The 13,738-nt window shown below is 49.8% G+C and carries 10 protein-coding genes and 7 pseudogenes; 12 read left to right on the forward strand and 5 right to left on the reverse strand.

The features are described from left to right. Positions 1–54: 54 nt before the first annotated feature. The 3 genes and pseudogenes from tnpB to QSK07_RS13025 form a co-directional block, all read left to right on the forward strand. Positions 55–331, forward strand: a pseudogene (gene tnpB, locus QSK07_RS13015) (IS66 family insertion sequence element accessory protein TnpB); the annotation flags it as partial. Between the two features lie 49 nt (positions 332–380). Further along, positions 381–560 (forward strand): annotated as a pseudogene (locus QSK07_RS13020) (IS66 family transposase); the annotation flags it as partial. A gap of 299 nt (positions 561–859) precedes the next feature. Next, the gene (locus QSK07_RS13025; protein ID WP_285721612.1) at positions 860–2,017 is read left to right on the forward strand and encodes an alpha-hydroxy acid oxidase; all 1,158 of its coding nucleotides are present in this window, start codon (positions 860–862) and stop codon (positions 2,015–2,017) included. Between the two features lie 172 nt (positions 2,018–2,189). Here QSK07_RS13025 and QSK07_RS13030 read toward each other — a convergent pair. Continuing rightward, positions 2,190–2,522: pseudogene (locus tag QSK07_RS13030) on the reverse strand (LysR family transcriptional regulator); the annotation flags it as partial. Between the two features lie 274 nt (positions 2,523–2,796). On the opposite strand from QSK07_RS13030, the gene QSK07_RS13035 reads away from it, so the two are divergent. Then, positions 2,797–3,207 (forward strand): (R)-mandelonitrile lyase, encoded by a 411-nt coding sequence (locus tag QSK07_RS13035; protein WP_502921714.1) that lies wholly within the window; start codon positions 2,797–2,799, stop codon positions 3,205–3,207. Between the two features lie 32 nt (positions 3,208–3,239). Next, positions 3,240–3,464 (forward strand): hypothetical protein, encoded by a 225-nt coding sequence (locus tag QSK07_RS13040; protein WP_285721611.1) that lies wholly within the window; start codon positions 3,240–3,242, stop codon positions 3,462–3,464. A gap of 183 nt (positions 3,465–3,647) precedes the next feature. Here QSK07_RS13040 and QSK07_RS13045 read toward each other — a convergent pair. Then, positions 3,648–3,797: pseudogene (locus tag QSK07_RS13045) on the reverse strand (AraC family transcriptional regulator); the annotation flags it as partial. Here QSK07_RS13045 and QSK07_RS13050 point away from each other — a divergent pair. Then, positions 3,773–4,076, forward strand: a pseudogene (locus tag QSK07_RS13050) (alpha/beta hydrolase); the annotation flags it as partial. The pseudogenes QSK07_RS13045 and QSK07_RS13050 sit on opposite strands and share 25 nt — an antisense overlap. Before the next feature lie 218 nt (positions 4,077–4,294). Here the strand turns inward: QSK07_RS13050 and QSK07_RS13055 are convergent. Then, a complete protein-coding gene (locus tag QSK07_RS13055; protein ID WP_266306403.1) occupies positions 4,295–4,501 on the reverse strand; it encodes a TraR/DksA C4-type zinc finger protein in 207 nt (68 codons plus the stop codon). Positions 4,502–5,081: 580 nt separating this feature from the next. Here QSK07_RS13055 and QSK07_RS13060 point away from each other — a divergent pair. From QSK07_RS13060 to QSK07_RS13080, 5 genes and pseudogenes are all read left to right on the forward strand, one after another. Further along, positions 5,082–5,741 (forward strand): DUF1345 domain-containing protein, encoded by a 660-nt coding sequence (locus tag QSK07_RS13060; protein ID WP_275221898.1) that lies wholly within the window; start codon positions 5,082–5,084, stop codon positions 5,739–5,741. Positions 5,742–5,786: 45 nt separating this feature from the next. Continuing rightward, positions 5,787–6,235: pseudogene (locus QSK07_RS13065) on the forward strand (hypothetical protein). Positions 6,236–6,495: 260 nt separating this feature from the next. Next, positions 6,496–7,164, forward strand: coding sequence for an iron efflux ABC transporter ATP-binding subunit FetA (gene fetA / locus QSK07_RS13070; RefSeq protein WP_285721610.1), 669 nt, complete (start codon positions 6,496–6,498; stop codon positions 7,162–7,164). Beyond that, on the forward strand, positions 7,151–7,933 hold the full coding sequence (gene fetB / locus QSK07_RS13075) for an iron efflux ABC transporter permease subunit FetB (protein WP_285721609.1): 783 nt from the start codon (positions 7,151–7,153) through the stop codon (positions 7,931–7,933). The genes fetA and fetB overlap by 14 nt, the downstream gene beginning before the upstream one ends. A 771-nt stretch (positions 7,934–8,704) precedes the next feature. Then, positions 8,705–8,968: a hypothetical protein gene (locus QSK07_RS13080; RefSeq protein ID WP_275222126.1), complete on the forward strand. Its 264-nt coding sequence runs from the start codon at positions 8,705–8,707 to the stop codon at positions 8,966–8,968. Between the two features lie 306 nt (positions 8,969–9,274). Here QSK07_RS13080 and QSK07_RS13085 read toward each other — a convergent pair whose 3' ends face one another. After that, positions 9,275–9,508 (reverse strand): hypothetical protein, encoded by a 234-nt coding sequence (locus QSK07_RS13085; protein WP_098050063.1) that lies wholly within the window; start codon positions 9,506–9,508, stop codon positions 9,275–9,277. An 830-nt stretch (positions 9,509–10,338) separates the two neighbouring features. On the opposite strand from QSK07_RS13085, the pseudogene QSK07_RS13090 reads away from it, so the two are divergent. Continuing rightward, a pseudogene (locus QSK07_RS13090) lies at positions 10,339–11,448 on the forward strand (SDR family oxidoreductase). A 65-nt stretch (positions 11,449–11,513) separates the two neighbouring features. On the opposite strand, the gene QSK07_RS13095 reads toward QSK07_RS13090, so the two are convergent. Continuing rightward, positions 11,514–13,688, reverse strand: coding sequence for a TonB-dependent siderophore receptor (locus QSK07_RS13095; RefSeq protein WP_285721756.1), 2,175 nt, complete (start codon positions 13,686–13,688; stop codon positions 11,514–11,516). Positions 13,689–13,738: the final 50 nt, after the last annotated feature.

Here is a 13,738-nt window from a genome sequence, read left to right on the forward strand (position 1 = left end):
TCGTGAGATTGCAGAGCACCTGAACATCAATTCGTACGCCACACACAAGATGTTCACGCGCTTCCGGCGAAAGTGCAGAACACGCTTTGCGCCGACCCGCCAGCGGCCACCTTTTTATCTTCACAGGCCGGTGCGGCGATAGGGTGAAAATCCTCTGGCCCGATGCGGGCGGCCTGTGCCTGTTCAGCAAACGGCTGAAGCGGGGCCACTTTTCTGGCCGGTGAACCGGGACGGCAGGGTGCACCTGACGCAGGCCCAACTGGCGATGGTGCTGGAAGGTATCAACTGGAAACACCCACAGCGGATAAATCAGCCTGGCCTGCGCATCTGAATCGACGTAATGTGAATGTATGGAACGCTCACTTACTGCAGAAAACGCCCGGCTCAGGGAGAAAACGCAGCGTCAGGTGAGCGAGGCTGAGGAGTGCATAAGCGAGCTGCAGGAAGAGATGGCGAAGGTTCTGGGTAAGCAGCCTGACCCGGCACTGCCGCAGCCGCTGCGCCAGTCTTCTGCCCGAATACCTTTGCCGGCATCGCTTCCCTGTGAAACCAGGCCTGTTTCGAAGGCTCAGGGAATAGTTATAAAAAATTGTTCGGGGGGAGTATTAATCATGCCGGAATTCTGTTTCTGAATGGAGCAGGATTTTGGGTCAGGGTCATCCTTACTGGCTGGTAAATACCAAACAAATATGGAGCTTCAATACGGTCTGTAAGTGGCGGTTACATTTACGATAACCGTTCTTATGCAAATCTGACATTAATATTGCCAGATTATAGATTTTGCGAAATAACCCACCTGCAATAGCATTGATTTCTTTGGTTTTACCCTGCAGTTTCTCCCAACAGGATCATTACTTTCATGCGCAATATGCAGTCGCGTTGCCTATCTCTTAACGACTTCGAGAAATATGCCCAAAGTTATCTGCCGCATCCGCTGTTCGCCTATGTGTCTGGCGGCGTCGAGGATAATATCGCACTGCGCAACACGCTGGCATCTTATGAGCGCTATAGCCTGATACCAGAAAACATGGTGGATGTTTCACAGCGAAGCATTGGGATTGAGCTCTTTGGACAGCGTTACGCGGCACCGGTGGGTATTGCGCCTATGGGCATCTCAGCGTTGACCGGTTTTGACGGAGATTGCACGCTGGCACGCGCGGCGAAGAAGAAGAATGTGCCGTTTATTATGAGCGGCTCCTCGCTGACGCGGCTGGAAGATGTGGCGCAAGTGAATCCTGACATGTGGTTCCAGGCCTATCTGCCGAAAACGCTGGAGGAGATTGATGCGCTGATCGATCGCGTTAAGCGTGCCGCGATCCCGGTGCTGGTGATCACCGTTGATACGCCGGTCAAAGCCAATCGGGAAAACAACGTGCGCGCAGGATTCGCCACACCGTTCCGTCCCAGCCTGCGTCTGGCGTGGCAAGGCATTACCCATCCGCGCTGGTTAACCGGCACCTTATTAAAGACGCTACTGAAAAGCGGCATGCCCTATTTTGAGAACAATAATGCGCAACGTGGCGCACCGCTGTTTTCGAAAAACGCGGTGCGGGATTTCAGCGGCCGCAGCCACTTAACCTGGCAACATATCGGGTATATCCGCTCGCACTGGCCCGGCGCGATGGTGATTAAAGGCATTCTCAGCCGCAACGATGCGCTGCGTTGTAAAGCCATCGGCACTGACGGCATTGTGGTGTCCAATCATGGCGGCCGACAACTGGACACAGTGATCCCACCGCTATATGTGCTGCCGGAAATCGTCGAAGCGGCGGGTGAAATGACGGTGATGTTTGACAGCGGGATTCGCCGTGGCACCGACGCCATCAAAGCCATCGCGCTGGGCGCAAAAGCCTGCTTTGTCGGGCGGCCGTTTAATTATGCTTGTGCGGTGGGCGGTGTAGCAGGCGTCAATTTAGCCCTCGATTTAATTACCAGCGAGGTGAGCCGCGATTTAGGCATGTTAGGTGCGGCGTCGCTGGCGGAGTTAGGGGAACGGCATTTGCGGTTAGTCGATTAACGGATACGTTTTATGCGAGATTGTCGCCCTTTAACTCGTAGCATAGAGGTTTCAACTGAAGCAATGCTGGACATGTAAAAGAAGCCAATGACTATATGATACATGTAAAAAATTCGGCTATGGAGTTCATGTATCAAAGCCTTCTCAGTCCAGTATCAAATCCATCAGATAATTAAGCACAGCCTCCCGGTATGGTTGTCAACACGGTTTTTATGCGATGCTTATGTAAAGGCTGTAGCCGGGGCCAGAGGATGGAATCGATAGCGTGATCGTGCGCGGTGATGCGCACGGTTCCTGCCGGCTTCTCATTCAGGGCGCGCAGAGCCACCTGCTCGCTGTCGAGTGTGCTCAGCATTGGCTGCAGGGTGCTAAACAGACGTACTCCAGCCTGTGTAAGCGACACGCTGCGCGTGGTGTGCGTCAGCAGTCTGACTCCCAGCCGTGCTTCCAGCGCCGTTATGGCATGACTCAGCCCGGAACGTGACATGCCAGGCTGAGCGGCCTCACGGGTAAAGTTTTTTTACCGCGCCACGATCGTGAAAGCGAGAAGGTCGCTCAGATTTTCAGCTATCATTGTTGCATAACCTGCTCATAAGCATTCAGATTTACCTATCTTATCAACCAATCCTGCCAGGCCTACACTTAAAAAATGCCGGGCATGATGTCCGCGTCCGGCTTTTCCCGTTCTGAAAAACGGAGCCTGTATGAAGAGACATGCCGTTGCTGCAGTATCCATGGCACTGTCTGTTTCAGTCACCTACACACAGGAGATCACCCCGATGATTACGATTATGCAAAGCGGAGCAAAACCCTCCGTCAAAGGTTCGTCAGACTATTTCACCGGAACGGTTCGTATCGATTCACCCTTTCAGGGCACTGAGCCTGCGCGTATCGGCGGGGCTACCGTGACGTTCGAGCCTTCTGCCCGCACGGCCTGGCATACGCATCCGCTGGGTCAGACGCTGATCGTGACGGCTGGCGCTGGCCTGGTGCAGGAGTGGGGGGGGCCGGTGCGTGAAATCCGGCCCGGCGACGTGGTGTGGATACCGACCGGTGTGAAGCACTGGCATGGGGCAGCACCGGAGACGGCCATGACCCATATTGCCATCGCCGAAGCTCAGGACGGCAGGGTCGTTGACTGGATGGAGCAGGTCACGGATGAGCAGTATGCCTCAGCCGACAGGTCATGAACGTAATCTGATGAAACGGGGCCTCTGCTCCGTTGCTACAGCCAAATGAGATGCTGGCAGCGGGCACCAAAAACCAGACTGCGCTGGTCGTCAAGCTGGTCAGCGGGCGCCTGTTCGGCTTTGCCCCGGCTGCAGACGAGTTTCTGAAGACGCATCTTTTCGGCGATATTTCAGTCGCGACATCCTGGACTGGAAAAGCCGCGAGCTGGCCACCGCAGGGATGCTGGCCGCCATGCCCGGCACCGGGCCGCAGCTGAAAGCGTACCTGAATATGAGCATGAATGTGGGCGTGACGCAGGGAGCTGGTGGATTTCTTCATAGAGAATGACGAACGGGCCAGCGCTGACCGGCTGCAGACAGCTCTCGATTCAGTCCTCGCCGGTTAAGTACTTCCGTGTTCCGGACCTTTTTTCCTGTCCGGATCCCCGGCCGGAAAGACATTACGATGCATTGAGCGTGTTACTGGCGGCATTACGCAGCGTGGTAATGTCCCTTTTCGGAAAAACACCAAATATTGTTGTATATTCACGGCTGAACCGGGAGGGACTTTCATAGCCGACGGTAAACGCTGCGGTTGCCACATCCCGATGCGGCCAACTCCGGCAATTCCTGGTCGGTGACCACGCCAATGTCATTCATGAACTTCCCGCTGATGACCTCTATTAAGAAAAGTTCACCACGCCCTGCGCTCTTTATCCATGTTGATAAAGCGCACTCTCTGTTTCTCTAAAACGGCGTATGAAACAGCGGCTCAGCTAAATGAACTGCTGATCGTGAAGGATGCGACGCATGTCGATTTATACGATCGCATGGATAAAATTCCGTTTGAGAAGATGATCGACTTTTTCAATCAATACCTGAATAAGTAATCAGTGAGGCATGCATTGTCTGCATGCTTTCCCCTTTAGGAACCGGCAACAATGCCGGTTCCTGTTCTGCCCTCTGAACAGGTCCTGCCGGCAGTAACAGCAAAAATCGGCAGCCTGACGTAACAGCGAGGATCTTAAGGGCCACTGGCAAGGCATCCCATCGGGTTGAGTAAAGAGAAGTGATCAGCGCTGGTTTGAGGATCTCTTAATCAGGAATGTCAGCTAATGCGCTGACTCTGCTCACGGCGATACTTATGATAATCCTCATCGCACTCAGCTGAGCAAAAAGCCGTTTCGGCCACGACAGCTTCATCTTTGCACCAGACGCATAAGCCGTTGGGACTGGTAAGTTTGGTTTTACGGGCTGCCAGCGAGGCGGCAAGATGCGCTTCTTCGCGCTCCTGAGCCAAATCAACATCATCCATAAATTTCCAGAGCCTCATCAAATTTCAAAGATTAAACACAAACCGTTATATACAGATAAAACGTTTGCGTAAACGAATGGATAATTATACAGCAAATCAGGCTAATACTTAATCCCAGCGCTATATTTCCCCTGATCCTGGCCTGACTTTCGGAATTATCAGGAAACAGTGTGCCTGCGCCCACCATTACTTACCTGCCCCCTTTGGAGCAGGAATTAATAGTTTCTGAGCTTACTGGCTTGACTGAATCAGCGTTTAAGAGATGACTGTTAAAGCACTCAGCCATTTATTTGCATGTTACTGATTGATTCCGGATTACTAAATTTTATGTAACTATGCAAATACTGCTCAAATGGTGGCTTTAAAATCGTGTCAGAGACAACGTTATGATTAATTAATTTCAGCGTCAGGTGGCGTTTGTCTCCATAACACCTTGCGCTGACCTGTTTTACACTTTGCATAATTCGGTATCGAACCCACAGCTCTACTTTAAAAGTGTAAGAATTAATACTTAGTGCATGATTTTCACCTGATTTTAACTACAGTTGATATCACTCTGATTACATCACAATGGTTTATAATGCTGACATCTTTAACCTCCACGCTTTATGCACGCCTGCGGCTACTGCTCTCCATCACTGCCGGACTGATATGCTATTTTCTGCTCTCTGACCAGCCCGGGCAGATGCAGCGATTACTGATAAGCTGGAATGTCTGGGCCTGGCTCTATCTTTGTACACTCTGGTTTCGCATGCTGCGTACTGACGCGACGGGCATCAAGCGCATTGCGCAACAGCAGGATCAGAGTGCCGCACTGGTGCTGGGCATTGTGATCGTGGCCTGTATGGTCAGCATTGTGGCCATTCTGAGTGAACTGCCCACGCTCAAAGGCCTCAACGGCACCCCGCGACTGCTGCATCTGTTGCTGACGGCAATGACGCTGATTGCATCCTGGGCCATGCTACCCAGCGCATTTGCAATGCACTATGCTCACCAGCACTATCTTTACCGGGATAGCAGCGTAAGTCCGCTGATCTTTCCGGATAAAGCGAAAAATCCTGGCTACTGGGATTTCCTCTACTTTTCATTCACCATCGCGGTTGCCTCGCAGACGGCAGACGTCGCGACCGGAACAACAGAAATGCGTAAGCTGGCGTTATTGCAGTCTGTAATCTCATTTATTTTTAACCTGGCTATTCTGGGCTTGTCGGTAAATGTCGGTGCCGGTTTGCTTAATTAGGCTGTTTTGATCAATCGAAAACCGGGCAACGCTACCAGCCTGTTAATGCTGATGAGCAGTGTTCGCGCTAAGGTCTGACGACATCAGCAGCGGATAACAAGTTTACCGTCAGCGTTGGTCGGCCCACCATCAAACAGGTGCTGCACTGCTGCAAAATGTATGACAAGAAACCGTTTCCGGATGCGTAGATTTATTACTACGATAACGGCACCTAAAAGATCAATTCTCAGGGTGAAAACCATCAGGGCGTTTGTCATGAAGGGCAGGTTTGATGATGAAACTTTCACCGTACGCTTTCTCTCACTGCCTTCATCCGACCAGGGCAATAAAACGGCCTTTCAAAGTTAAACTTTATCAGAAATGATAAGCAGAACGTTTTTATTCAGAACGCGATCAGGGATACCGGTGAGGCCATCGCGCAGCAGAATGGCACCTATACACAGGAAAAAAACAGCGTAACCAATCCGGTTTCTGCACGCTGGGAAAACAAATAAGTTTTGCTCAGCAGGTCTGACAAGCTTTCAGCGTTGACCAGCTGCAGCCGGGCCGGTCACTGTTGTTCTCAAAAGATGAACAGCCATAGTGTAATGCCTTATCCTTTTCCTCTCAGCCAGATGCCCCTGATGCGCCATTCCGGTTGTGTTTAAGGGCAGGGAAGTACACTACCGGTAATCAGTCTGTGAATCATATCGCCAGCTTTTACCGATACTAAACTCCATTCTTTCTGAATTTGGTCAGAGCACGAGGCGTAAATATGGACAGAGCTTTACCCCTGCTGGAAGCGCAGGATGTTACTTTTTCAGTTGGTGATCGGCAGTTACTGCGACCGGTGTCATTGCAGTTAAATCGGGGCGATGATGTGTTACTGACCGGTCCATCCGGCAGCGGAAAAAGCACGCTTCTGAAAATTCTTGCTTCACTGATTACCCCAACTTCAGGCCAACTATTTTTCAGGAACAGTGATATCACCACGCTTAAAGCGGAGACCTATCGTCAGCAGGTCTCGTACTGTTTTCAGACGCCACAACTGTTTGGTCAGACGGTTTATGACAATCTTGCACTGCCCTGGCAGATTCGCCGGCAGAAGCCGCAGCGGGACAAGCTTGTTGCTGCGCTGGAAAGCGTTAATCTTTCTCCTGACATGCTGGATAAACCGGTTGAACAACTTTCGGGCGGAGAAAAGCAGCGTGTGGGGCTGCTCCGCAATCTGCAGTTTATGCCTGACGTACTGTTACTGGATGAAGTGACCAGCGCCCTTGATGAAGAGAACAGGCTGGCCGTACTTTTACTGATTAACCGGATTGCAACTGAAGAAAAGGTGGCGGTGGTGCGGATCAGTCATGATGTCAGCGATATTCAGCAGGCCGGGCATGTGCTGCGCCTCGAGCCGCCAGAAAAGGAGAATGCGCGTGAATCAGCATAATATCAGTGACACCTCGCTATTGCTGTCGCTGACGCTGGTCGTCATAGCGCTGCTTATCAGCCAGAAAGAAAAACTGGGCATGGGCAAAGATATTGTCTGGAGCACTTGTCGGGCGATTGTTCAGCTGGTTATCGTCGGCTTTGTGCTGAAGTCGGTTTTCGATGTCAATAACAGCTGGCTGACTGTCATGATGGTGCTTTTTATCTGCGTGAATGCCGCAATCACTGCCCGCAAACGCGGTCGGAATATTGATAACGCCTTTGCGATAGCGTTTACCTCAATCTTCAGCGGCACCGTCATCACGCTGACGATTCTGGTACTGAGCGGCGCGATAGCGTTTGTGCCAATGCAGGTCATTCCCATTTCAGGCATGATCGCCGGGAATGCCATGGTTGCAGTAGGGCTCTGTTTCAGCAACCTGAATCAGCGCTTCAGCGACAATCACCAGAAAATTATGGAGATGCTGAGCCTGGGTGCATCGGTGAAACTTGCCTCAGGCCGTATTATTGCTGACAGCATTCGCACAGCGATGATCCCGACAGTGGATGCAGCTAAAACCGTCGGGCTGGTCAGTCTGCCTGGTATGATGTCCGGACTAATTTTCGCTGGAATCGATCCGCTAAAGGCAATTAAATATCAGATTATGGTGACCTTTATGCTGATAGGCACCGCCAGTCTGTCAACTATCATCGCAGTCTGGTTATCTTATCGACAATTTTATAATGTCAGGGCGCAGCTGAAGATATCGGGAACAAAGCGGGACGGATAGTGCTGAGGACTGTGGTGAAAAATAAGGCCAATAAAAATTTTTTTAAATCAGCATTACATACGCAGGCTTGCAGATGTGATCATGCCTGATGGAAATATTGGGTGACTTCGGTTACCGCAATAAGATTGCTTTCATAAAGGATATGGATTGTCCCTGCATGCCGGACTGAAAGCGCAGAATCAGCTGATGGAATTCGTTACATCATACTTAGCGTTGATGATTTGGATTGTTCCAGAGATCATACTATGCAGTTATTTCGCACGACAGTAAGTCGGATTTCCTGAAGCAGGATTAAGCAGCTGGGGAGTTAGTATTGCAGCGAAATGATATGGCCTTCTCAGTCCTCGCTATTTTAAGGCGCTAAACAGGGCCGGAGTGCGGCTCAGTCTTTCAGGATAGCGTTAATAATGGTTATGCCTGTCGCATTGCTACGTTTGGTAACGCAAAGCATGCCACCACCAAAATAATTGCTCACAGGTTCACACACTTTTATGCGTCTTTGCAGGTCTGGATCGTAAACATCTACGCCAGAACAGCTGTTACGACTACCGCCCGGCGGCGGCTTGCTTCTGATTCACAACTTTGCCTCAGAAGAGTTATTGGCCTGGTTAGCAAAATTAGTCACCTTCACCCCGGGCGAATAGTTTCCCTCAGAATTGACAATAATTAGCCTTTTATTCAGAAGATTGCCCGATGTTATTCTGCGTTAACGTAACCTCCTTACTTCTGGAGGGAATTATGAATAACAGCAAAACCGTCATTTCTCTGTTTATGGCCCTGATGCTTTTTTGGGTTGGCACAGCTGAAGCTAAAACATCGAAGCAAACCGATGATCAGGTTCGTCAGCTCATCATCGAGGACTCAATTGCCTCATACCCGGGTGTTTGCGCATGCCCCTTTAGCTCTGCACGTAACGGCAGTAGCTGTGGCAGGCGCAGCGCATGGAGTAAGCAGGGCGGGTATGCACCAGTTTGTTATAAGAAAGAAGTCTCAAAGGAGATGGTTGATGAATGGCGCAATAGTCACGACGCTTGAGCCACAGAGCCAAAACATCTCAGGGAAGAAAGTGGCGTCATGGTCAGCTGAGAACATGACGGAATAACCGGTTATGGTTTAAGTCTGCTGCTGCTATTCTTTTAACGAGCCACTATAAAAAAATATTGCCGATCAGCGTTGATCCTTTTACACCTGACAATTTCTGACGAATAGTTTTTCGGGAACAGCGAAATCCTTTTATCTGCTGTTTTCTAAATAACTGGCAGACAAAAAATAGCCTTACCCGATTGCCGGACAACACCCTGTCCGGCAATCAGCTATTTTATATCAGCACCTGAGATCAGCTTAATTCTGCGCCGGCTGGGCCTGCTGATTTTTTTCCGCTTCTTTATGCTTTTTCTTCGCCATATGATGACCGACTGCGCAACCCGCTGCGGCTCCGGCAACACCATGATGATGAGCAACATGACCTGCGACGCCGCCGACTGCGGCGCCTTTCAGACATCCTTCGGCGTTAGCCTGTAAATTCACAGACAAAAACAGACCGGTAGCCATAACGATTACTGATAATTTTTTCATTTTTTTATATCCTGATAGTCATAATTGCAGTTTGAACTCTGCTGAGCATAGCCAGGCTTTAGGATGCTTCGCTCGTCAGGATACAGGAATCGCGAAGTTAGTTACCTGTCGTTACGCTTTTCACAAAATGAATGGAATAGATGCCGTATTTTTAATCAAGAGCCTGACAACCCGTTTGTTACCCGAGAAGAGTAGCGCGGTGTGCTCTGCAGAGAAACCAGCTTTATCTGCCAGAAACGTCAAGTAGTGATCCTGTAAAAAATATCTCAAATGCCTGACATCTGGGTGAGCGCTATCCACTGGCGGCCTGTGATTACATGATGATGACTAAACGGCGAGTAAACAACAGTGCGGAATTATTATTTAAATAAACTTCGTTTAATCTGCAAATCTATTCTTGCAGATGATCCCCCCTTAATAAATTCTTAATATGGCTGAGTTATAAATGGCTGACTGAGTTCATTAAAAATAAAACTTGATTCTATGTGGGATTGGTTATTCATATATGGCTGCCAGGGTAATCAGCTAAAGTCATCTATTTATTCCATGCTCTTTACGTCGCTATATAAGCAAAGCCTGAATGAATTACTTTGATGAAATTTCTTTAGTTATGTCGAGACTGGCGTTAACTTTCAGCATTATACTGGCATCGCTGGCTCACTGATATGCGATCAGAGAGTGAGTGTCTGATTCAGAACTAAACCTGACTTTCCAGTCTGCTCGCCATAAATAGGTTAACCACAACAATTGTTTATTTGTTTTATTGATATTTTTTCGGGAAAACGTTTGTTAATGCTTTCCTTTCTTCAACCAGCGTGAATGGTACTATCATGAAAAATATCCTTATTACCGGTTCAACAGGTTTTTTAGGCGGGGCTGTCGTAGCAAATCTTTTGCAGAGCAGGGTTCAGGATCGACTGCTGATGCTGGTCAGATGAAAAACCGTTGACGAAGGATTAAAGAGGCTTAAAGCCAACCTGAAGAACTTTGGCTTAAATGCGTCAGTAATCAATACGATAGTACCTGAAAATATTATTTTGGGTGACCTGGCATTTACGGACGATTTTATTCATGATGTATGACTTAATAACGTTACCCATGTCATTAACTGCGCCGCCGTCGCTTCATTTGGTAATAATCCCACCATCTGGAAGGTGAACGTTGAGGGCACGTTCCGATTTGCTGAACGAATGAGTCGTGTTAAAGGATTGAAGAAATTTATCCACGTTGGAACCGCTATGTCCTGTGCGCCGGAACCCGGCTCACTTGTCACTGAGGGCGGGCTAAACTCCAGCCGGGATCAGCATATTGTTGAATACACCTGGAGTAAGGCTTCGATTGAAAAGCTGATGACAGAGAAGTTGCCGGGCCTGCCACTGGTGATTGCCCGTCCATCGATTGTGGTGGGGCATTCCGATCAGGGATGCCTGCTCTCAGCCAGCGTTTTCTGGGTATTCAGGATGGCACTGGCGTTGGGTAAATTTACCTGCGACCTTGACGATCGTATTGATGTGGTTCCGGTTGATTACTGCGCAGATGCACTGGTTCTGCTGCTTGACGCAGAAAACGTCATTAATGAAGTCATTCACATTTCTGCCGTAACACATAGCAGTGTTACGTTTGCAGAGATAGACGAGGCGATGGCCAGAGCGTCAGGAAACAAGGCGCTGGGCGTAGATTACCAGAAAGTGTCTTATAAACAGCTGTCAGATAGCAGAAGCACGTTTAAGGATCTGTTTGGACCCTGCAATGAACGCATCATGCTGCGCGCGATGAACCTGTATGGCCACTTCTCAAACCTGAATGTGGTGTATGATAACTCCAGACTGCTACAGCTCGGCATGAATAAACCGTCCAGATTTACCGATTATTTGGACCGCTGTGTGATGACAACACGTGATTCAACGATTGCCGAATTGATGCAGGTCGACTTTAAGTAGTTGTAAACGAAGTGGAAGAGTGTGGTTGAGAAAAAAGCGCTTCCAGTAGGAAGCGCTTCGGTTGATTAAAACGTCATAGTCAGACCCGCATAATAAGCACGTCCTGGCTCGTTATAGGTCGATGCCCCATCCGCTTCCCGATAGAGCTGCTTATCCAGCAGGTTATTAATACCGGCATTGGCACGCAGATTTTTGGTAATGTCGTAATTGAAATTAACCCCGAATACCGAGTAAGCTCCGACTTCACGATTCGACATTGATCCATTTTCTGTGCGGGATTCCGCATACTGGCGCGGTTTCTGGCGGCCATACATTGTCCAGTTCAGGTTAGTTGATAAATCCTGTGTCACTTGCCAGTCCAGCATGGAGTTGATGGTGTATTCCGGGATAATCGACAGCGGATTGCCGGTTTTTTTATCTTTAGACTGAATCATGTAAGTGGCATTGGTACGCCACTCAAGTTCGTCACTGACCAGCGGTATCGTAACGTTACCCTCCAGACCTTCAACTACTGCTTTGCCACCGTTGCTCCACTGCAGAATATTGTTGCCATTAGAGGCGTAACCCAGCACATCGGTCCCGGCGACGATCTTGTTCTTGTAGTCATTGCGGAACCAGGTAAGACCTGCCACATATCCTTTCTGACTGAACTCAATACCCAGCTCTTTATTGACGCTGACTTCAGGATCAAGATTTTGATTACCCAGCAGATAACAGCTGCCGCTCGTCACGTTGACCGGGCAGCCGTTGCCTCGTGTAGCCAGCAAATAGCCCTCGCTGGACTGATAGAGGTTGGGGGCTTTGAATGCACGGGCGATACCTGCTTTCAGGGTAAAACTTTCTCCCAGCGCCTGAGAAATATTCAGTGACGGACTCCAGTTCGCCCCGAAAGTATTGTGATAATCAAAACGCAGACCTGGGATCACTTCTGTGCTGTTGGTCGCGGCGATGTTATCTTCGAAATAGAGTGAACTCAGCGTCGCGCTGTTTTTGCTGTTGCGGCTGCCCGCATCACCACTGATGCCATCAATCGAAACGCCCGGTGCGCTGGTGCCATTCATGGAGTTAGGATCGTTCAGCTCATCACGGTTCCACTCGGCGCCCAGCGTAACGGTCTGTTCACGCAGCAATTCCAGCGGGATGCTGACTTCGCCTCCCGCCCGGTAACTTTCAAAGCGACTGGTCGAAAACGTATTGCTGTTGATTCGGCCTTCACCCGAGCCCGCGGTGCCTTCGTTCAGACGGGTATTGTTTGTCTTCTCATAGTTAAAGGTCAGTTTTGACTGTCCCCAGTCCCAGATACCGTTGTGGGCCAAGCCCCAGGTCTGACGATAAAGACGATTAGTTTCTGACCCGTCGAGAGATTCGATCAGCGCATTACCGGACCCGTTGCTGTACTGGGTATCCCCGGCGTAAATATTGCCCTGACGACTGTAGCCATAGCTGAAATCCAGCACCTGCAATGGCGTAATCTTCCAGGACAACACGCTGTTGATGTCTTTATTGCGAACGCCTTCACGACCGGCCGCGCCGGAGCCGTTATGCGACTGATTGATATCGAAAGCATCGCTGTCGGTTTTATTGATGTTGCCATAAAGCCGCATAGTCAGAGCATCGCCCGCCAGCGGGCCACTCAGGCTAACGTTTGCGCGTCGGGTTGCCCCTTCTTTATCATCTTCCGGCTGGTTGGTGTAGAGCGACAGCGATCCGCTCCAGTCATTTGTCGGACGTTTGGTAATGATGTTAACCACACCGCCAGAAGCGCCTGAACCGTAACGGGCTGCCGCCGGTCCACGAATAATCTCAATCCGTTCAACCATTTCCGGTGGTACCCAGTTGGAGTCGCCACGGGAATCACGCTCGCCACGCCAGCTGTAACGCACTGAATTGCGCGAGGTCGTCGGCACACCGTCGATCAGAATCAACGTGTTTTCCGGCCCCATGCCGCGAATATCGATTTGACGATTATTACCGCGTACACCATTGGCGCTGTTACCGGTGAGATTGACGCCCGGCATTTTACGGATGATGTCTGAGAGGTCGTTGACTGGCGGATTCTTTTCAATGTCCTGTGAGGTAATGATTGAAACGCCGGGCTGCTGTTTTAACTCCTGTTCAGCCGTGACCAGCATCGTTTCATCATCAGCCAGCTTTTCTGTCTCTTCCTGAGTAGCGCTGTTAGCAGAAGTACTCAGTACACTGGCCAGTAGTAGTGCGGCAGGTTGCTTACGGACACGCATGGTTACATTCACTTAGAAAATCTCCCTGAATCGTTAAGGTATGTAAGCAA

Source organism: Pantoea sp. QMID4 (assembly GCF_030270445.1).
In the GTDB taxonomy this organism is placed as follows: Bacteria; Pseudomonadota; Gammaproteobacteria; order Enterobacterales; family Enterobacteriaceae; genus Pantoea; species Pantoea vagans.